Here is a 20,962-nt window from a genome sequence, read left to right as displayed (position 1 = left end):
CTGAAGGGTGACGCGTAGAGTGCGGCGTAAAACAAAAAGAGATACTGACAACCGTTATGCCTGAAAAACAACGTTACACGCTGCCGACAAAAGCGGGCGATCAGCGCCAGTTGGGCGAACTTACCGGCGCCGCCTGCGCTACGCTGGTGGCGGAGATAGCCGAACGCCATGCCGGTCCGGTGGTACTCATAGCGCCTGACATGCAAAATGCTCTGCGATTGCATGATGAAATCCGCCAGTTTACCGATCAGATGGTCATGAACCTGGCGGACTGGGAAACGCTACCGTATGACAGCTTCTCCCCGCATCAGGAAATTATCTCTTCGCGCCTGTCCACGCTCTACCAGTTGCCGTCAATGCAGCGCGGCGTCTTGATTGTACCGGTAAACACCCTGATGCAGCGCGTTTGTCCGCATAGCTATCTGCATGGTCATGCGCTGGTGATGAAAAAAGGCCAGCGGCTGTCCCGCGACGCTCTGCGCGCGCAGCTTGACAGCGCCGGTTATCGGCATGTCGATCAGGTGATGGAGCATGGCGAATACGCGACGCGCGGCGCGCTGTTGGATCTCTTTCCGATGGGCAGCGAACAGCCTTATCGCCTCGACTTTTTTGATGATGAAATCGACAGCCTGCGTCTGTTTGACGCGGATACCCAACGTACGCTGGAGGAGGTCGAGGCCATCAATTTGTTGCCCGCGCACGAATTTCCTACCGACAAAGCCGCTATTGAGCTTTTCCGTAGCCAGTGGCGCGATACCTTTGAGGTAAAACGCGACGCCGAGCACATCTATCAGCAGGTCAGCAAAGGCACCCTGCCCGCCGGGATCGAATACTGGCAGCCGCTCTTTTTCAGCGAACCGTTACCGCCATTATTTAGCTATTTCCCCGCCAATACTCTGGTGGTGAATACTGGCTCGCTGGAAACCAGCGCCGAACGCTTTCAGGCCGATACGCTGGCGCGTTTTGAAAATCGCGGCGTCGATCCTATGCGCCCGCTTTTGCCGCCGGAAGCCCTCTGGCTACGGGTAGATGAGCTCTTTTCCGAGCTTAAACGCTGGCCTCGCCTCCAGCTTAAAACCGACCATCTGCCGGAAAAAGCCGCCAATACCAATCTTGGTTTCCAGAAATTACCGGATTTGGCTATCCAGGCGCAGCAGAAAGCGCCGCTGGACGCGCTGCGTAAATTCCTCGAATCTTTCAGCGGTCCGGTGATTTTTTCGGTGGAAAGCGAAGGACGCCGCGAAGCTCTGGGAGAGCTCCTGGCTCGCATAAAAATCGCGCCGAAGCGAATATTACGCCTGGACGAGGCGCAGGATGCGGGACGCTATCTGATGATTGGCGCCGCAGAACATGGCTTTATCGACACCCAACGCAATCTGGCGCTGATTTGTGAAAGCGATCTCTTGGGTGAGCGGGTCGCGCGTCGCCGCCTGGATTCCCGCCGCACGATCAACCCGGATACGTTGATTCGTAACCTGGCGGAGCTCCACGTCGGTCAACCGGTAGTGCATCTGGAGCACGGCGTCGGACGCTATGCCGGCATGACCACTCTGGAGGCTGGCGGCATCAAGGGTGAGTATCTGATGCTCACCTACGCCAATGACGCCAAACTGTATGTGCCGGTTTCCTCATTGCATCTGATTAGCCGCTATGCCGGCGGCGCGGAAGAAAGTGCGCCGCTGCATAAACTGGGCGGCGACGCCTGGTCGCGCGCCCGGCAGAAAGCGGCGGAAAAAGTGCGCGATGTCGCAGCGGAACTGTTGGATATTTATGCGCAACGGGCGGCAAAAGAGGGTTTTGCCTTTAAGCATGATCGTGAGCAGTATCAGTTATTCTGCGACAGCTTCCCGTTTGAAACGACGCCCGATCAGGCACAGGCGATTAACGCCGTATTGAGCGATATGTGCCAACCGCTGGCGATGGACAGGCTGGTGTGCGGCGACGTCGGCTTCGGCAAAACCGAAGTGGCGATGCGCGCCGCGTTCCTGGCGGTGGAAAACCATAAACAGGTGGCGGTACTGGTGCCGACTACGCTGCTGGCGCAGCAACACTATGACAACTTCCGCGACCGTTTCGCCAACTGGCCGGTACGCATTGAGATGCTGTCTCGCTTTCGCAGTGCCAAAGAGCAGACGCAAATCCTGGCGGAAGCCGCCGAGGGTAAGATCGATATTCTGATCGGTACGCATAAACTGCTACAAAGCGATGTGAAGCTGCGCGACCTCGGCCTGCTGATTGTCGATGAAGAGCACCGTTTCGGCGTGCGCCACAAAGAGCGAATTAAGGCGATGCGCGCCGATGTCGATATTCTGACGCTCACGGCGACGCCGATCCCGCGGACGCTGAATATGGCGATGAGCGGTATGCGCGATCTCTCCATTATCGCCACCCCCCCTGCCCGTCGTCTGGCGGTAAAAACCTTTGTCCGTGAGTATGATAGCCTGGTGGTAAGGGAAGCGATTCTGCGTGAAATCCTGCGCGGCGGTCAGGTTTACTATTTGTACAATGACGTCGAAAATATTCAGAAAGCCGCAGAGCGGCTGGCGGAACTGGTGCCGGAAGCGCGAATCGCTATAGGCCACGGGCAGATGCGCGAACGTGAGCTGGAACGGGTCATGAATGATTTCCACCATCAACGTTTTAACGTGCTGGTGTGTACTACCATTATCGAAACGGGGATCGACATTCCCACCGCTAACACGATCATCATTGAACGCGCGGATCATTTCGGCCTCGCGCAGTTGCACCAGCTGCGTGGCCGCGTTGGGCGCTCGCACCACCAGGCCTACGCCTGGCTGTTGACGCCACATCCTAAGGCCATGACCACCGATGCGCAAAAACGGCTGGAGGCGATTGCGTCGCTGGAGGATTTAGGCGCCGGGTTTGCGCTGGCGACCCACGATCTGGAGATCCGCGGCGCGGGCGAACTGCTTGGCGAAGAGCAAAGCGGCTCAATGGAAACCATTGGCTTCTCACTCTACATGGAACTGCTGGAAAACGCCGTCGATGCGCTGAAAGCAGGCCGCGAACCCTCGCTGGAAGATCTCACCAGTCAGCAAACGGAAGTCGAGCTGCGAATGCCGTCGTTACTGCCGGATGATTTTATTCCGGATGTTAATACCCGACTGTCATTCTATAAACGCATTGCCAGCGCGAAGAACGAAAACGAGCTGGAAGAGATCAAAGTGGAATTGATCGATCGCTTCGGCCTGCTGCCCGATCCAGCGCGTAATCTGCTGGATATCGCCCGCCTGCGCCAACAGGCGCAAAAGCTCGGCATCCGAAAACTGGAGGGTAACGAGAAAGGCGGAACGATTGAGTTCGCCGAGAAAAACCACGTTGACCCTGCCTGGCTTATCGGGTTGCTGCAAAAACAACCGCAGCATTTCCGTCTGGATGGCCCGACGCGCCTCAAGTTTATTCAGGATTTAAGCGAACGTAAAACGCGTATAGACTGGGTACGCCAGTTCATGCAGCAACTGGAAGAAAACGCTATTGCATAAGCGTCAGGCCGGGCGTCATTACCCTGCGTCCGGCCTAATCTTTACAAATTCTTTGCACTTCCCTGCAGTTCCAGACACAGCCAGCCGCCATAATTCTTATTTCCTCTTTTATAAAAATAACCACATAATAATCATGGGTTTATTATAATGTTCAACAATACGCGACTCTCTCGCTGGTGGGCGTTGTTTGCGCTTACCGCGACCATCATGCTTGCCCTTCCCGCGCAGGCGAATACGTGGCCTCTTCCACCCCCCGGCAGTCGACTGGTGGGAGAAAATAAATTCCATGTCGTTGAAGACGACGGCGGCTCGCTGGAGGCGATCGCCAAAAAATATAACGTGGGCTTTTTAGCCCTGTTACAGGCCAACCCCGGCATTGATCCTTACGTGCCACGCGCAGGCAGCGTGCTAACGATTCCGCTGCAAACGCTGCTACCGGACGCGCCACGTGAAGGTATCGTCATTAACCTCGCGGAATTACGGCTTTACTATTATCAACCGGGGAAAAATACGGTCACGGTCTACCCTATCGGGATTGGCCAACTAGGCGGCGATACCCTGACGCCAACGATGGTGACGACCATTTCGGATAAACGCGCCAATCCAACCTGGACGCCGACCGCCAATATTCGCGCCCGTTATAAAGCGCAAGGCATCGATCTCCCCGCCGTGGTGCCTGCCGGTCCCGATAACCCAATGGGGCATCACGCGATTCGTTTAGCGGCCTACGGCGGCGTCTATCTGTTACATGGCACGAATGCCGATTTTGGCATTGGTATGCGCGTCAGTTCCGGCTGTATCCGTCTGCGCGACGGTGATATAGAGACATTGTTCCGTCAGGTCACGCCGGGAACCAAAGTGAATATTATCAATACGCCGATTAAAGCCTCGGTGGAGCCAGGCGGCGTGCGACTGGTGGAAGTTCATCAGCCGCTGTCTAAAAATATAGGCGACGATCCGCAGGTGTTGCCGATTGTGCTGAATGGCCCGATGCAGGCCTTTAAGGACGCGCCGCAGACCGATGCTGCGGTGATGGAACATGTTATGGAAGTGCGCTCCGGAATGCCGGTGGATATAACCCGTCAAGCAGAGGCGAAACCGCAGTCGCTGTAAGCGTGAATAGCTGACCGACAAAAAAGCCTCGCGATGCATCGCGAGGCTTTTTCTTTTTATTGTGGCAATCGCAGCGGCATTAATGAGGGTTAATGCTTACTTATAGATTACCGCCGTACCGTGGAGGGTATTCGGGCCGGTAACAGAGGTAATACGGAAAGACTTCGCCCCCATCTCCTGCGCTTTTTGCGCCAGCTGATCTTCCAGCGAGCCCAGATTCGTGCCGCCATTCGCGGAAATGGTGCCGAACTTCTGTTGACCTTCTGGCGTTGCCTGAACTTCAACAGCGGCGAAGCTGGCGAATGAGAGCGAACTCAGTACGGCAGCAGCGATGAGTTTTTTTACGTTTTTCATAGTGATGACCTTTAGCAGATGAATGGGTGTCGTAAGCATTAACTTAACGATCGATAAATTAATCATAGATGTGATCTGCATCACACGTCAACCTCTTTTTATAATGATCGTTATATAATTTATAAAGATGTTATTTTTCATGTGAATAGAATTGATTTATTTTTCTAATGAATACTCTGGAGCCAGAAGTGGTTTGTTTTTATAATAGAGAGACCGCTCTTTAAACAGGTACAACGGCATCATGACAACGGATACCACGAGTTGCGCGAAGAAAAGCCGTGGCCGACCAAAAGTGTTCGACAGGGAAGCCGCGCTTGATAAGGCCATGACTCTCTTCTGGCAGCACGGCTATGAAGCAACTTCGCTTGCCGATCTCGTAGAGGCTACCGGGGCGAAAGCGCCTACTCTCTATGCGGAATTCACTAACAAAGAAGGATTATTTCGCGCTGTCCTGGATCGCTACATCACTCGCTTTGCCTCAAAGCACGAAGCCCAGCTCTTTTGTGAAGAGAAAAGCGTGGAATCGGCGCTGGAAGATTACTTCACAGAAATTGCCGCCTGCTTTACCAGTACAGACACGCCGGCTGGCTGCTTTATGATTAATACGTCCGCCACCCTGGCCGCCTCCTCGCGCGATATCGCCCGCACGGTAAAATCACGCCACGCCATGCAGGAACAGACGCTCATCCAGTTTTTGCGCCAACGTCAGGAGCGCGGTGAAATTCCGGCGCACTGTAACCCGCAGGCGCTCGCAGAATATATAAACTGTATTTTACAGGGAATGTCGATCAGCGCCCGTGAAGGTGCCACCTTCGAACAACTGATGCAAATTACGCGTACGACTCTGCGCATCTGGCCTGAACTGCTCAAGTCCTGAACGACGCGGCTTCGGATAAAAAAAAGCCCCTCAGCCTGAGCGAATGAGGGGCTAACTTGCAGAGTACAGCTTTTTTATGCTTTGTTATTCAGAACCAGTTGGCCATTGCCGTCGAGGGGAATTTGCGTTCCGGGGTCTTTATCCATGCGGATTTTGCCCTGCTGATCGCCAATTTTGTAGGTCACGTCGTAGCCAAGCATCTTTTCAGATTTGTCATACACCGTCTTACAGCGTTGCTGCGTGGTAGTGTAGGTATCACTTTCTTGCATTGATCCCTGGATTTGATTGCCAGCATAACCGCCGCCCAGCGCCCCGACGACCGTCGCCACATCTTTACCACGACCGCCGCCAAATTGATGTCCAATCACGCCGCCTGCTACTGCGCCAAGCACCGAGCCGGCAATACGGTTTTCGTCCTGAACCGGTCTGCGATGCGTGACCGTGACATTACGGCACTCCTGACGCGGCGTTTTTACCGTCTCTTTAATCGGTTTAGCCGATATCACCTGCGCATATTGCGGACCACGATCAAATACGTTGAGACTGGCCACTGCCGCCACACCCAGCGCAGCCGCTACGCCAATCCCTATACCCGCCAACATTGATTTATTCACGGGAGTTCCTCCTTCGTTGCTATTGGTAACAATTTTGCAACCAGTATGCGAACAAAGCCAATCGGAATGAGGATGAAAAATGCGGGATGAGGCGGTAAAGCTGAAGGATTCGGACAACTCCGAAGCGAGTGATGGAGAAGCGCTCACCGGCGCGAGCAGCCGGTGAGGCGCAGAGAAATTAATGCAGTTTCAGGCGCGGACGAATGACGCGGTTAATACTGCCCACCAGCATCATCAGGCCGGTTTTAAAATATCCATGCAGCGCTATCTGGTGCATACGGTATAGCGAGATATACACGAAGCGGGCGATACGTCCTTCAATCATCATTGAACCGCGGGTCAGGTTCCCCATCAGACTACCCACGGTAGAGAAGTTGGACAGAGAGACCAGCGATCCATGATCTTTATACTGGTAAGCTTTCAGCGGTTTGCCATTCATCTGCGCCAGAATGTTATTCATCGCGCAGGTAGCCATCTGATGCGCCGCCTGAGCGCGAGGCGGCACAAAACCTCCCTCCGGACGTGCGCAGGAAGCGCAGTCGCCAATCGCATAAATATCAGGATCGCGCGTGGTTTGCAGCGTCGGTTCCACCACCAGTTGGTTAATGCGGTTCGTTTCCAGACCACCAATTTCTTTCATAAAATCCGGCGCTTTGATACCCGCCGCCCACACCATCAGATCGGCCTGAATATATTCACCTTCTTTCGTATGCAGACCGCCTTCGTCGGCGCTGGTGACCATAGTTTGCGTCAGCACGCGAACGCCCAGTTTGGTCAGTTCATTATGCGCGGCGCTGGAGATACGCGGCGGCAACGCAGGCAGAATACGCTCGCCAGCCTCAACCAACGTCACGTTCAGCGCGTCGTTGGTCAGCCCCTTATAACCATAGCTATGCAACTGTTTTACCGCATTATGCAGTTCAGCCGACAGCTCAACCCCCGTCGCACCGCCGCCAACGATGGCGATATTGACCTTACCGTTCGCGCCCAGATTAGCCGAATACTTGAGGAACAGGTTCAGCATCTCCTGGTGAAAACGGCGCGCCTGATGCGGGTTATCGAGGAAGATACAGTGCTCTTTCACGCCCGGCGTGTTGAAATCATTAGAGGTGCTGCCCAGCGCCATCACCAGCGTGTCATACGCGATTTTGCGCTCCGGCACCAGCAGTTCGCCCTTTTCATCACGCAACTCGGCAATGGTGATGGTTTTCGCTTCGCGATCGATATCCATCACCGACCCCAGTTGGAACTGGAAACCATGATTACGCGCATGAGCCAGATAGCTCAGCGCATCCACGCCTTCGTCCAGAGAGCCAGTCGCCACTTCGTGCAGCAATGGTTTCCACAGATGGCTGTGATTTCTGTCTACCAGCGTGATTTTCGCTTTTTTCTTGCGCCCCAGTTTATGGCCTAACTGCGTCGCCATTTCCAGCCCGCCAGCGCCGCCGCCGACAATCACGATCTTTTTTAATGGTGTAGTCAACGTGACCCCCTTAAATTTATTAACCAATTGTTAATTAAAAGTTATTAGCATAGCCTTTAATTAACAACAAGTTACGTTAATGAGAATAAGCTTCTGATATGAGAATAGCATGAACGGTGCATTGGTCATACCAAAATTGATGTGCATCAAGTTTTCATGCTGAAAAGATAGACAGTTTGCGAGAATTGAGCATAAAAAAACCAGCCGCAAGGCTGGTTATCCGGTCACTGATAACGCCATATTGCCGGGGGCGTTACCCCAGCGTTTTAAACGCTTTGATACGTTGCAAGTGCGGCGAAATATTTTTGAATTTGTGAGTCTGTTCCTCATCCCACACAATTTCATAATACGGGTGAAGCGCTTGCGCTGAGCGTTGGCTATCCAGCGCTTCATCATGACGCGAGAGGATCACCAGACAACGATCGCGATTTTTTTCGCGAAAGTTGGTCACGCACTTTGTAGCGATGTCCGCATATTCTTCCGGGCGATCGATTTTCCCCTCCATGTTTTCATAGGGGAACAGATTCGGGTTAAAAACCACCTGACGGATATCGCACAAAAAGCCAATCCGCTCCGCCCAGTAACCGCCCAGCCCCACGCCACAGATTAAAGGGCGCTCGTCCACATTCAACTGCAACATTTTGTCCACTTCTTTCAGCAGATGCTGCATATCGTGCTTAGGATGCCGCGTACTGTAGCTTACCAGCCGAACATCCGGGTCGATAAACTGTAATTGCAACACTTTTTCATGGTTGCCCGGACTATTTGAATCAAAACCGTGTAAATAAATAATCATCTGGCACCCTCACGAAAACTCGAGTTAATGACCTGCTTTTTCTTCCTGCCAGCGTTCATGTAACTGGTTGAGCTGGGCGCTGGCTGTTTTCCAGCGTGCTGAGTCCATGAGCTCCCGGCGTGAAAATGAACCTTTATGATACAAACGTGTAACACGTTCTGCTTTGATCGGCGACAGATTATCCAACACGCTGACTGCGCCTTTACGATTATTGCAGACCAGAATCATATCGCAACCCGCATCCAGCGACGCCTGAGCGCGCTCAGCATAGCTGCCCATAATCGCCGCGCCCTCCATAGACAGATCGTCGGAGAAAATGACGCCGTCAAAGCCTAACTCCTGACGCAGCACCGTTTTCAGCCAGTACGGCGAACCGCTTGCCGGACGCGGATCGATAGCGCGGTAGATCACGTGGGCAGGCATAATCGCATCCAGTTTATTCTCGCTAATCAGCGTGCGGAACACCGACATATCTTTGCCACGGATGTCCGTTTCAGGACGTGGATCGCACGGCGTCTCTTTGTGGGAGTCCGCCGTGACTGCGCCGTGGCCGGGGAAATGCTTACCGGTCGTTTTCATCCCGGCGTCATGCATGCCGTCAATAAAGCGCGTTGCCATTGCCAACGCTTTTGCGGGATCGGCATGATAAGAGCGCTCGCCAATTGCCGCGCTGATATGCCCGACGTCCAGCACTGGCGCAAAACTGATATCAATATCCATCGCGATCATTTCGCTGGCCATTAGCCACCCTGCCTCCTGCGCCAGTCGTCCCCCCTCTTGCAGTCCATGCAGCGCAAAAAAAGATTGCGCCGCGGGCAGGCAGGTAAACCCGTCACGGAAACGCTGTACGCGCCCGCCTTCCTGATCGACGGCCACCACCAGATGGTTACGCGATGCCGCCCGAATCTGGCGCACTAATTCGCGCAGCTGTTCCGGGTCATGGTAATTACGCGTGAACAGAATAAGCCCGCCAACCAGCGGATGCGCCAGTATCTCGCGCTCCTCCGCATCCAGCTCACATCCTTCGACATTCAACATTACTGGGCCCACACTGCTCTCCTTATCCTTTCATACGTAGCTGGCGCCAGGTTTCATCGGCCAGCCTGATAAATTGTTGCTCGCCGGTTTGTCGCCAGCGATATTCGAACCACCCTGCTTTTAGCATAATGACCCAGGGGTGCCATAAGCGTATCTGTCGCCATAGCTGCCGGGCGTCGATTCGCGCGCACGCGGCATAAGCGTCTGCCAGTTGTCGGTGCTGGCGTTCATCCTCAACCCATACTGCCGCCAGCTCCAACGCAATATCGCCGTCGCCGGCATACTCCCAGTCAATCAGTTTCAACCCGGCGGACGTTAATACTATATTGTCGCCATGGACATCCATATGCAAAGGCGCGAGCCGCAGCGGGCGAGGTTCACCGTTTTTTTGCAACTGTTTGAGCCGCCGCAACCAAAACGGCGTACGCCTTGCCGGATCGCAACACGACCAGTACTGCGCCAATAGTGGCGATAGCGCGATACGCCAGCCAAAACGCGGCTGTTGATGCAAATGATACAGTAAGGCCGCCAGTTCGTCGGCATCTGGCAGAGCGGAATTTACCACACCATGCAGATATTCTACCGCCATCCAGCCTGGCGTATAAAAAAGCGCTCGCGGCGCAAGACTGGCCGGCAATTGGGATAAGGCGCGGTAATGACGTAAAAAATGGGCTGGTGGAGCGTCGGGGTCGTGATGACGGCGCAGCACGATACGGTGAGTATCGTGGGCAATAATACCGCTCCCGCCGCTTAGCCCCTGCGATGCGGCGACGGCGGGACGATACTGGGGAAAATAGCGCGACAGGATCTCGTCGCGCGTTAAGGGATTATTGTTGTTGGACCGCACCTTTACCTGACCAGATTATCTCGCCAGTTTGCACCAGCATTAACTGCATCTGTAATGCAGGCGCGTTAACGTTACCGGATGCGCTGGAGTAAAGTACATATTGCGCCCCGACATTGCGCGCAATGCCAATAGCTTTACTGCGCGTTCCCAGACTATCCTGCGGAGACAACCCTAACTGCTGTTTTGCCATCGAGAGTTGCTGTACGGAGACCAGCGTAAATTTACCGTTGTTCGCCAGCGCATTACGTAACGTTTCCGTTGCCTCGTTCGCATTTAATGACCCATTCGTCCGGTTATTCACGCTGTCGACAAGCAATACGCTTCCGGCCGTCACGCCATCAGCCTGCAACATTTTGCTGACCAGCGGTTGCATCGCGCCGTTCCAGTCATAGTGGCGCACCTTAGGCGCTGGCTGGCCCGTTTGATCTTCATGTTCGATCGGCCCCGGTTGCTGTGGAATGGTTGGCACAGACGGCACAACAGGAGGCTGCGGCGGCTGCGCGGGTTGTTCTGGCGCTGGTTTTACCTCTTCAACTGGCGCAGGTTGACGTTGCGCCATACACCCGGAGAGAAATATCGCCAGCGCAGCAATGGCAGCGTAGCGATGCATTTTTGTCATCAAAATTCACTCCTCACAAATAAAGATAAAGCCTGACCTTATGCGCCCCCAGATAATTGGCGCTGCCAAATAGCGTTACCGACGAACGCGCGGGTATGGTTACGCTACGCGGCGCCTCCAGCGGATGCATCTCCAGCCCCCGCGCGTCATACCAGTAAAACCGATAATGAACGGTTATGGGCTCTTGCCTTTCGTTATAGACGCGGGAAGAGGCTGATGGCTGGATATCAGACGCCGTCAGTTCAGGCGGCTCTGCGGTGACACCCGCCGCCAGAACCGTGGACTCCATCACCAGCGACTGCGCGTCGCTTACCGGAATTTCAGGGTGTGACCGGCAGCCGGTAAGCAGCAGCAAGCCCAGAGAAACCGCGATGCATCCTTTGATCATACTTACAAGCCTTTATGCGCCAGCATCGGGCCTAGCGGGCGGCCGCCCAGTAGGTGCATATGGATATGATAAACCTCCTGGCCCCCATGACGGTTGGTATTCATGATTAAACGATACCCATCTTCGGCAATGCCTTCCTGTTCGGCGATTTTCGCCGCCACGGTGATCATCCGACCTAACGCCTGTTCATGTTCCGCCGTCACGTCATTGACGGTTGGGATCAGGATATTGGGAATAATCAAGATATGCGTCGGCGCCTGCGGTGAAATATCACGAAAGGCGGTGACCAGCTCATCCTGATAAACGATATCCGAAGGGATTTCACGACGAATAATTTTGCTGAATATAGTTTCTTCTGCCACGACGTTTTCCTTTTTCATAATAGCCCTTGCAGCGCACATGCTACGCCGAGCCATACTGCGAGTATAGAGTATGAGCGAGTTACCGACGCTCTTTCAACTTTAACCCACGATTTATTAAGCGAAAAATGACTACATGCTGGACTTACCGCCATATCCCCCTGCCATGACGCCTTTGTACGCTTAAAAAATATTTCTAGTTTCCCTGGTTATACCGTTTTACACATTTAATACAAATGCGTATATTTCTCATTTGCATTTTTATGCGCATTAGCCAGCAAAGAATGAAAAGGTTCAACGTCATACGTCCTGAACTTACCCCAATAACAAGCAAGGATTTTCAGATGTCTTTCATTCAATACCGCCGGGATAAACACCTTCAGTCCACCGCCGCACCGTCGCTGTTAGCTATGGGTATGGCGATGGCATTTATGCCTGCCGCCTTCGCGGCTGAGGATACCGTTATTGTCGAAGGCGCGACGACCGCTGACGCCGTAAACCGCGAAGAACAGGATTACAGCGTGAAAACGACCGCAGCGGGCACCAAAATGCCGATGACTCAGCGCGATATCCCGCAGTCAGTCAGTATTGTCAGCCAGCAGCGTATGGAAGACCAGCAGTTGCAAACCCTGGGCGAGGTGATGACCAATACACTGGGGATCAGCGGAAGCCAGGCTGACTCCGATCGCATCAGCTATTACTCGCGCGGGTTTGAAATTGACAACTATATGGTTGACGGTATTCCAACGTATTTTGAGTCCCGCTGGAATCTGGGCGATGCGCTAACGGATACCGCGCTGTATGAGCGCGTGGAGGTGGTTCGCGGCGCGAATGGGCTGATGACCGGAACCGGCAATCCTTCTGCCTCAATTAATATGATTCGTAAACACGCCACCAGTCGGGAGTTCAAAGGTAACGTCTCCACAGAATACGGTAGCTGGAATAAGCAGCGTTACGTCATGGATCTGCAAAGTCCGCTCACCGCGGACGGCAATGTCCGTGGGCGCATCGTGGCGGGTTATCAGAATAATGATTCCTGGCTGGACCGCTATAACAGTGAGAAAGCGTTCTTTTCCGGAATTGTCGATGCCGATCTGGGTGCAACCACTGGTCTTTCAGCCGGTTATGAATATCAAAAAATTGATGTCAACAGCCCAACCTGGGGCGGTCTGCCACGCTGGAACACCGATGGCAGCAAAAATAGCTATGACCGCGCGCGTAGTACCGCCCCGGACTGGGCTTATAACAACAAAGAGATAAATAAATTCTTCGTCACGCTTAAGCAGCGTTTTGCCGAAAGCTGGCAGGCGACCCTGAATGCGACCCATACTGAGGTCAAATTCGACAGTAAAATGATGTATATCGATGCGTTAGTCGATAAAGAGACAGGTACGCTGGTGAGTCCTTATGGCGCAAGCTACCCCGTGGTCGGCGGTACGGGCTGGAACAGCGGCAAGCGCAAAGTAGATGCCATAGATCTCTTTGCCGATGGCGCTTATGAGCTGTTTGGCCGTCAGCACAATATGATGTTTGGCGGCAGTTATAGTAAGCAGAATAACCGCTATTTTAGCGCCTGGGAGAACGTCTTTCCGGACGACATTGGCAACTTCAGCGCCTTTAACGGTAATTTCCCCCAAACCCACTGGGCGCCACAAAATCTGGCGCAGGACGATACCACGCATATGAAATCGCTGTATGCCGCTACGCGCATTTCGCTGGCCGACCCGCTGCATCTGATTCTTGGCGCTCGTTATACCAACTGGCGTGTTGATACACTGACCTACAGCATGGAGAAAAACCATACCACGCCGTATGCCGGGCTGATTTATGATATCAACGACAACTGGTCCGCTTATGCCAGTTATACCTCTATCTTTCAGCCGCAAAATAAACGCGACAAAGCGGGTCAATATCTGGCTCCAATTACCGGTAATAACTATGAAGCGGGCCTGAAGTCCGACTGGATGAACAGCCGCCTCACCACCACGTTGTCCGTGTTCCGCATTGAGCAGAATAACGTCGCTCAGGCAACCACTATTCCCATCCCTGGCAGTAATGGGGAGTTTGCCTGGAAGTCTACTGACGGAACGGTGAGCAAAGGCGTCGAATTCGAAGTGAACGGCGCAATTACCGATAACTGGCAGATGACTTTCGGGGCTACCCGGTATGTTGCCGAGGACAATGAAGGTAACGCCGTGAACCCTAATCTTCCGCGCACCAGCGTGAAGTTATTCACCCGCTATCGTCTGCCGGCGATACGGGAGCTGACGGTCGGCGGCGGCGTGAACTGGCAGAATCGGGTTTACAAAGATACCACGACGCCGTACGGCACTTTCCGCGCCGAACAGGGCAGCTATGCGCTGGTCGATCTGTTTACCCGCTATCAGGTGACGAAAAATTTCTCCGTACAGGGGAACATCAACAACCTGTTCGATAAAACCTACGACACCAATATTGATGGTTCCATTGTTTACGGCGCGCCGCGTAACGTCAGCCTCACCGCCAATTATCAGTTCTGACAGACTGTCGGAGAGCGGCATGTAAAGCGCCATTAAAAAAAGGCAGCCGAATGGCTGCCTTAATTCTCCCCAACATCATTACTGCTTAGCTGTTACGGATGTACTCATCCATTTCCGTTTTCAGGTTATCGGATTTCGTACCGAAAATAGCCTGAACGCCGGAACCCGCGACGACAACGCCTGCCGCGCCCAGTTTCTTCAGGCCAGCCTGATCCACTTTCGCTACATCGGCTACGCTCACACGCAGACGCGTGATACAGGCATCCAGGTTAGTGATGTTCTCTTTACCGCCAAACGCCGCAACCAAAGCCGGCGCCATTTCGCTGGTCGCACCCGCTTTTGCGTCATCAGTAGTGTCTTCACGACCCGGCGTTTTCAGATCCAGCGCTTTGATCAGCACGCGGAACACGGTGTAGTACACAATCGCATAACCGGCGCCAACAATCGGGAACAGCCACAATTTGCTGCTGTTACCGGACAGCACGATAAAGTCGATCAGACCGTGGGAGAACGACGTACCGTCACGCATCCCCAGCAGGATACAGATCGGGAATGCCAGACCTGCCAGAATCGCGTGAATGATGTACAGGATCGGCGCCACGAACATGAAGGAGAACTCGATAGGCTCGGTAATACCCGTCAAAAACGAGGTCAGCGCGGCGGAAATCATGATACCGCCCACTTTTGCGCGGTTTTCCGGTTTAGCAGAGTGCCAGATAGCAATGGCCGCAGCCGGCAGACCGTACATTTTGAACAGGAAGCCGCCAGACAACATACCTGCCGTCGGGTCGCCCGCCATATAACGCGGAATGTCGCCGTGGAATACCTGGCCCGCTGCGTTGGTGTATTCGCCGATCTGCATCTGGAAAGGAACGTTCCAGATATGATGCAGGCCAAACGGCACCAGGCAACGCTCGATAAAACCGTAAATGCCAAACGCGACAACCGGGTTCTGATAAGCCGCCCACTGCGAGAACGCCTGGATAGCCGTACCGATTGGCGGCCATACGAAAGACAGCACCACACCGGTAAAAATAGCGGCCAGACCCGAAATGATCGGCACGAAGCGTTTGCCCGCAAAGAAGCCCAGATACTCAGGCAGTTTGATACGGTAGAAGCGGTTAAACATATACGCTGCGATCGCACCGGAGATAATCCCCCCGAGAACACCCGTATCAGCAAGGTGTTTAGCGGCGATCTCTTCAGCAGGTAAATGCAGAACCAGCGGCGCAACCACAGCCATGGTTTTCACCATGATGCCATACGCTACTACCGCCGCCAGAGCCGAAACGCCGTCGTTGTTGGTAAAGCCCAACGCCACGCCGATAGCGAAAATCAGCGGCATATTGGCAAAAACAGATCCGCCCGCTTCTGCCATAACGTGCGATACAACGGCTGGCAGCCAGCTGAAGTTAGCGGAACCGACACCCAGCAGGATACCTGCGATAGGGAGTACGGATACCGGCAGCATCAGCGATTTACCGACCTTTTGCAGGTTAGCAAATGCATTCTTAAACATAATTGAGAGTGCTCCTGAGTATTTGTGCTTTTCTACGTTCTCACGCATTGGCGAGGGGGGAGAACCCCGCCGTGGACAGGACATCTAAGTGCCCTTTTATTTATTACACAGAGTAAAATAAATACGTCTGATTTTGTTTGACGGCTATCACGTTTCAGCGCCAGATAGCCTAAAAAGTATCACATTCTGCCAAAATGAGTTTCCGAATGTTTCTATAATCTCGCTCACCGCCCCTTTTGTGGCGGTGAACTTTACGCGCTTTGCTTATTAATTACGAGCTTTAAAAAAACTCGTTTAACGGATTGATGACAGGCGAGACGCGTCAATATGGAACAGGCGAGCAAAGTTATCGGTGGTGATCTGCGCCAGTTCTTCAACGGCAACCCCTTTCAATACCGCCATATATTCTGCGACGTCGCGTACCATCGCAGGCTGGTTCTCTTTACCGCGATGCGGCACCGGTGCCAGATAAGGAGAATCGGTCTCGACTAATAACCGATCCAGCGGCACATAGCGCGCCGCATCACGCAACTGCTCAGCGTTACGGAACGTTACGATGCCGGAAAAAGAGATATAAAACCCCAGATCCAACAATTTGCCGGCCGTTTCTCTGTCTTCTGTAAAACAGTGTAGTACGCCGCCGCAATCCGTCACTTTTTCTTCGCGCAGGATAGCCAGCGTATCGGCACGCGCGTCGCGAGTATGGACAATCACCGGTTTATGCAATTCGCGGCCAATCTGGATATGATGAATAAAAGACGCCTGCTGGCGGATTTTGGTCTCAGGCGTGTAAAAGTAATCAAGCCCGGTCTCGCCCATCGCCACCACATCGTCTTCTGCAGCAAGGAGGCGCAGTTCTTCTACGTCATATGCTTCATCCTGATTTAACGGATGCACGCCACAGGAAAAGACCACATTATCGCGCTTGCCCACCAGCTCGCGCATATGGCGATACCCCGGCAGCGTCGTCGCCACCGCTAAACAGAACTTCACATCGCGCGCGGCGGCTTTTGCCAGCACATCGTCCACGTCCTTATGCAAAGATTGATAATCCAGACCATCAAGATGGCAGTGTGAGTCGACTAAAAACATAATGTCTCTCTCAAAGATGAGGAACAGGCAACAAGGTGCCTGGTTGCAGGTAATGCTCGATGCGGAGAATGAGATCGGTTAATACCAGTTCGCGGTTTAATCCGGTCACATGAAGTAATTGATCACGACAATGGCAAACATCGTTCAGGATTGCCTGAATACGCGCCGGGGATAGCGGCCCCGCCAGCGCGGCAACAACCGCGTCCGCATCAACGTTTGTCAGGTACGACGCGCCGTGCTGACGTTTAAGCGCGTCTACCAGCAGCGTCGCCAGCCAGTGCAGGCGCGCCGGAGCTTGCTCATGATTGAGCGCCGTTAATAACGCATACCAGTCGCCCGTATGTAAACTGTCCATCAACGCCTGACACAGCGCCTCACGCTGCGCCCAGCGTTCAGACTGCAACAGCGCCAGCGCGGCGCCGGGCGACCCCGCATTCAGGCGTAGCGCCGTGAGCAATGCTTCTTGTGACGCTGTCACTTCTCGTGACAGCCATGACATCGCATACGATTCGGACGGCGGCGCCAGATGATGCAGCCGGCAGCGGCTGCGTAATGTCGCCAACAGACGAGCAGGCTCCGGGCTGGCAAGGAAAAACCAGGTTTGCTCCGGCGGCTCTTCCAGCGTTTTGAGCAACGCATTGGCAGCGGCGTCGGTTAATAGCGCCGCATCCGCAATCCACACCACCTTCGCACCGCCCAGACGGGAGTGCTCGTACAATTTCTCGCTGACCTCGCGTACCGCATCTACGCCGAGGCTGCTTTTGCCTTTATCCGGCGTCAGCGTGTAATAGTCCGGATGCGTGCCAGCCTGCATAAGCTGACAGCCACGGCAATGCCCACAGCTTTTGTGGCCCTCAGGCTGCTGGCATAACAGATAACGGCTCAGCGCATAGCACAGCGCCTCGTCGCCCATGCCAGGTAAGGCCTGAATCAGTAGCGCATGGTGCCCACGTCCCGCCTGGTAACTTTCTACCAGTTTTTCATAGGCGGGCCGTAACCATGGATACCATTTCATGCCGCTTGCTCCTGCACCCACTTCGTCACCGTGGCGCGAATGTCGCGCATGACGGCATCCAGCGGCTGGGTCGCGTCAATGGTGCGGATACGCGAGTCTTGCGCCGCCAGTTCCAGATAACGCGAGCGAGTCCGGTTAAAGAAATCAAAAGATTCCTGCTCAATGCGATCCAAATCGCCGCGCGCTCTGGCGCGTTTTAGTCCGACTTCCGGCGTGACATCCAGATACAGCGTCAGGTCAGGGCGAAAATCGCCCAGCACGGCATCGCGTAGTGTCGCCAGCATGGTTTGATCAATGCCGCGCCCTCCCCCCTGATACGCCTGGGTCGAGAGGTCGTGGCGATCGCCGATCACCCATATGCCTTGCGCCAGCGCGGGTTTGATTACCGTTTCGACGAGCTGTACGCGAGCGGCATAAAACATCAGTACTTCCGCTTTATCGGTAATCACTTCGTCGCCTACCGATCGGATATCCAGCACCAGACTTCTTAGTTTTTCGGCAAGCTGCGTACCGCCCGGCTCACGGGTAAAAATCATGTTACGAATACCCAGTTGCTCAAGGGTCTCCACCACCACGTCGCGCGCAGTGGTTTTTCCGGCGCCTTCCAGGCCCTCGATGACGATATAATTACTGCCCATTTTTTTCCTTAAGCACTTTCAGATACTCCTTCACTGACCGATTATGGCTGGCAAGATTGGTGTTAAATGTGTGACCGCCTTTACCGTCGGCCACAAAATAGAGATACGGCGTTTTCGCCGGATGCGCCGCCGCCTGCAATGACGCTTCGCTGGGCGATGCAATCGGTCCTGGCGGCAGCCCGGTTATGGTATACGTGTTATAAGCCGTCGGCTTTTCCAGATCCGCACGCGACAAGTTACCATTATAACTCGTCCCCATCCCGTAAATCACGGTGGGATCGGTCTGAAGGCGCATACCGATTCTCAGGCGATTAATAAAGACTGAGGCCACCTGATCGCGTTCGCTGGCGACAGCCGTTTCTTTTTCAATAATCGAGGCCATTGTCACCAGTTGGTTCTGATCTTTATAAGGCAGCCCCTCGGCCCGGCCTTTCCAGACAGTATCGACAGCTTTCACCATCTTTTGGTGCGCTCGCTTGAGAATAGCGACATCGCTGGTGTTGGCGGTATACATCCAGGTATCAGGCCAGAACCACCCTTCTACCCATTCCGGATGCGCAAGCTTTAATGCCTGAGCGACAGTGGCGTAGTCATCATCCGGCAATGTATGGCGAATATACGGCGCCTCTCGTAGCTGTTTCAGGTAATCGCTAAGGCGCATCCCTTCCACAAACCGCAACGGGAATTGCGCTTCTTTGCCGCTCTCCAGCAACTCAAGCATCTCCCGTACGGTCATCCCGGGCGTAAAACGGTAAGTTCCCGCTTTAAAGTGCGATAACTCAGGCTCCACGCGCAGCAGCCACTGAAATACCCGGGGGCGATTAATGATTTTTTCATCATAAAGCTGGTCGCCAAGCGCCAGCCGCCCCGTTCCCGCCTTGAGCGTAAAGATAGTCTCGTTTTTAATAAGTAACGTGCTGTTTGCCAGATGGCGAACTTTCCACATCCCCACGCCCGCGGCAATACCCAGCACAACCAACAGCAGAAGGAAAACGCCTGACAATTTTTTCATAACTAATTCGGATGCTCACAAAATGGGGCTAAAAATTGAAACAGTGTTCGCGAAGAATACGACGTCCCGTGATAGGCGCGTATGGGAATAATCGGCATTAGCGCGTTGCAGATGATAACCTCATCCGCCTGCCTGACCGCCTCCTCTCTCGCCTGTACTTCAAGAACCTGGAAAGGAGATTGCGCCAGTTGGCGTAAACAAAATTGTCGCATAATGCCGTTCACCCCGGCCTGATCCAGACGCGGCGTAAAAACAATATCGCCTGTACGCCAAAACAAATTAGCCGCACAGCATTCCGTAACCCATCCCTCGCTGTCAAGAACCAGCGCCTCATCGGCGTCCGTCTGCTCAAGATGAGAGCGAATCAACACCTGTTCGAGGCGGTTCAGATGTTTTAATCCGGCAAGATAAGGATTGCGCCCAAGCGGTATGGGACTAAGGGTGAGAGTGATGCCCTCGTTTTTCCAGCGGGCATAGTGGGCAGGATAAGGCGACACGCTAAGAATCCGTGTGGGTAATTGACAACTGGCGGCGCTGTAACCGCGTCCGCCTGCGCCACGAGTAATCATCACTTTCAGCACGCCTTCCCGATGCGGTTGTGCCAGGCGGCGCATCTCTTTTGCTAATACATCCCAATCGTTAAAGGGGATCGCCAAACGAGAGCACGTTTCTTCCAGGCGAGCCAGATGACGGGAAAATAGGGCAATCTCCCCCGCCGCGATCCGAGCAGTGGTAAAGCAACCGTCTCCGAACTGCACCCCCCGGTCATTCACCGCGAGTCGTTCAGTGGATTGGCCGTTAATCAGATACATTCATCCTCCAGATAACAGCCCATCAGAGTGTCAGGGGAATGGCCTGCGCGCAAGGGCTTTGCCAGCAAGATAACACGTTATTTTTCGGATTTTCCTTATTTTAATAAGAAAAGGCATATTTATGTCAACCATGACAAATAAATTATAGCAATAATATTAATCACAACATCTTAAATTACGAAATTGATTTATCGAGCGAATATATTTAGCAAAACAAAAAGCACTAATTAGATATTATTTATAGCCATAACTTTCATATATGGTCAAAATGCAATTGGGTATCGCCTGACGTTACCCTATCATATTTAATACTGCAATTAGAAAGTCATAATTAATATATTTATTACTCAAAGCCTATTTATCG

At 53.5% G+C, this 20,962-nt stretch carries 19 protein-coding genes; 4 read left to right on the top strand and 15 right to left on the bottom strand.

The window, feature by feature from the left end:
- Positions 1–56: 56 nt before the first annotated feature.
- Together mfd and ACLD3P_RS01115 are read left to right on the top strand one after the other, a co-directional pair.
- On the top strand, positions 57–3,503 hold the full coding sequence (gene mfd / locus ACLD3P_RS01120) for a transcription-repair coupling factor (protein ID WP_001114323.1): 3,447 nt from the start codon (positions 57–59) through the stop codon (positions 3,501–3,503).
- 147 nt (positions 3,504–3,650) lie between these two features.
- On the top strand, positions 3,651–4,616 hold the full coding sequence (locus ACLD3P_RS01115) for a L,D-transpeptidase family protein (RefSeq protein WP_411006345.1): 966 nt from the start codon (positions 3,651–3,653) through the stop codon (positions 4,614–4,616).
- A 96-nt stretch (positions 4,617–4,712) separates the two neighbouring features.
- Here the strand turns inward: ACLD3P_RS01115 and bhsA are convergent, their stop codons facing one another.
- Positions 4,713–4,970 (bottom strand): multiple stress resistance protein BhsA, encoded by a 258-nt coding sequence (gene bhsA, locus ACLD3P_RS01110; RefSeq protein ID WP_080223039.1) that lies wholly within the window; start codon positions 4,968–4,970, stop codon positions 4,713–4,715.
- Positions 4,971–5,211: 241 nt separating this feature from the next.
- Between bhsA and comR the strand changes: the two genes are divergently transcribed.
- On the top strand, positions 5,212–5,847 hold the full coding sequence (gene comR, locus ACLD3P_RS01105; protein WP_000205986.1) for a TetR family copper-responsive transcriptional repressor ComR: 636 nt from the start codon (positions 5,212–5,214) through the stop codon (positions 5,845–5,847).
- A gap of 74 nt (positions 5,848–5,921) precedes the next feature.
- Here comR and ACLD3P_RS01100 read toward each other — a convergent pair whose 3' ends face one another.
- From ACLD3P_RS01100 to hinT, 8 genes are all read right to left on the bottom strand, one after another.
- On the bottom strand, positions 5,922–6,461 hold the full coding sequence (locus ACLD3P_RS01100; RefSeq protein WP_001043449.1) for a glycine zipper 2TM domain-containing protein: 540 nt from the start codon (positions 6,459–6,461) through the stop codon (positions 5,922–5,924).
- Positions 6,462–6,639: 178 nt separating this feature from the next.
- Positions 6,640–7,944, bottom strand: a complete 1,305-nt coding sequence (gene ndh / locus ACLD3P_RS01095) for an NADH-quinone dehydrogenase (RefSeq protein ID WP_000211053.1) — start codon at positions 7,942–7,944, stop codon at positions 6,640–6,642.
- 253 nt (positions 7,945–8,197) lie between these two features.
- Positions 8,198–8,740 (bottom strand): alpha/beta hydrolase YcfP, encoded by a 543-nt coding sequence (gene ycfP / locus ACLD3P_RS01090; RefSeq protein WP_000587945.1) that lies wholly within the window; start codon positions 8,738–8,740, stop codon positions 8,198–8,200.
- 24 nt (positions 8,741–8,764) lie between these two features.
- Complete coding sequence (gene nagZ / locus ACLD3P_RS01085) at positions 8,765–9,790, bottom strand: beta-N-acetylhexosaminidase (RefSeq protein WP_000529336.1); 1,026 nt, start codon at positions 9,788–9,790, stop codon at positions 8,765–8,767.
- 10 nt (positions 9,791–9,800) lie between these two features.
- On the bottom strand, positions 9,801–10,625 hold the full coding sequence (thiK, locus tag ACLD3P_RS01080) for a thiamine kinase (RefSeq protein ID WP_131046397.1): 825 nt from the start codon (positions 10,623–10,625) through the stop codon (positions 9,801–9,803).
- Positions 10,606–11,244 (bottom strand): penicillin-binding protein activator LpoB, encoded by a 639-nt coding sequence (gene lpoB, locus ACLD3P_RS01075; protein ID WP_000164359.1) that lies wholly within the window; start codon positions 11,242–11,244, stop codon positions 10,606–10,608. The genes thiK and lpoB overlap by 20 nt, the downstream gene beginning before the upstream one ends.
- A gap of 13 nt (positions 11,245–11,257) precedes the next feature.
- A complete protein-coding gene (locus tag ACLD3P_RS01070; RefSeq protein WP_000589563.1) occupies positions 11,258–11,632 on the bottom strand; it encodes a YcfL family protein in 375 nt (124 codons plus the stop codon).
- A gap of 2 nt (positions 11,633–11,634) precedes the next feature.
- A complete protein-coding gene (gene hinT / locus ACLD3P_RS01065) occupies positions 11,635–11,994 on the bottom strand; it encodes a purine nucleoside phosphoramidase (RefSeq protein ID WP_001532068.1) in 360 nt (119 codons plus the stop codon).
- A gap of 341 nt (positions 11,995–12,335) precedes the next feature.
- Here hinT and fhuE point away from each other — a divergent pair, with 341 nt between their 5' ends.
- Positions 12,336–14,510: a ferric-rhodotorulic acid/ferric-coprogen receptor FhuE gene (gene fhuE, locus ACLD3P_RS01060; RefSeq protein WP_131046398.1), complete on the top strand. Its 2,175-nt coding sequence runs from the start codon at positions 12,336–12,338 to the stop codon at positions 14,508–14,510.
- Between the two features lie 85 nt (positions 14,511–14,595).
- On the opposite strand, the gene ptsG is transcribed toward fhuE, so the two are convergent.
- From ptsG to pabC, 6 genes are all read right to left on the bottom strand, one after another.
- On the bottom strand, positions 14,596–16,029 hold the full coding sequence (ptsG, locus tag ACLD3P_RS01055; RefSeq protein WP_000475705.1) for a PTS glucose transporter subunit IIBC: 1,434 nt from the start codon (positions 16,027–16,029) through the stop codon (positions 14,596–14,598).
- A gap of 294 nt (positions 16,030–16,323) precedes the next feature.
- Positions 16,324–17,121, bottom strand: coding sequence for a metal-dependent hydrolase (locus tag ACLD3P_RS01050; protein ID WP_000480268.1), 798 nt, complete (start codon positions 17,119–17,121; stop codon positions 16,324–16,326).
- A 10-nt stretch (positions 17,122–17,131) separates the two neighbouring features.
- Positions 17,132–18,136, bottom strand: a complete 1,005-nt coding sequence (gene holB, locus ACLD3P_RS01045; protein WP_000872450.1) for a DNA polymerase III subunit delta' — start codon at positions 18,134–18,136, stop codon at positions 17,132–17,134.
- Positions 18,133–18,774 carry a dTMP kinase gene (gene tmk, locus ACLD3P_RS01040; RefSeq protein ID WP_076935121.1) on the bottom strand — a complete coding sequence of 214 codons (642 nt, stop codon included), beginning with the start codon at positions 18,772–18,774 and terminating at the stop codon, positions 18,133–18,135. The genes holB and tmk overlap by 4 nt, the downstream gene beginning before the upstream one ends.
- Entirely contained in the window at positions 18,764–19,786 is a 1,023-nt protein-coding gene (gene yceG / locus ACLD3P_RS01035) for a cell division protein YceG (protein ID WP_131046399.1), read from the bottom strand. The genes tmk and yceG overlap by 11 nt, the downstream gene beginning before the upstream one ends.
- Positions 19,787–19,788: 2 nt before the next feature.
- Positions 19,789–20,598 carry an aminodeoxychorismate lyase gene (pabC, locus tag ACLD3P_RS01030; protein ID WP_076935119.1) on the bottom strand — a complete coding sequence of 270 codons (810 nt, stop codon included), beginning with the start codon at positions 20,596–20,598 and terminating at the stop codon, positions 19,789–19,791.
- Between the last annotated feature and the right edge of the window lie 364 nt (positions 20,599–20,962).

The organism is Salmonella sp. 741265073_HBA (genome assembly GCF_046569105.1).
Classification (GTDB): domain Bacteria; phylum Pseudomonadota; class Gammaproteobacteria; order Enterobacterales; family Enterobacteriaceae; genus Salmonella; species Salmonella enterica.
Note: the sequence above shows the minus strand (reverse complement) of the source record. Positions and strands in the feature narration are given on the sequence as shown.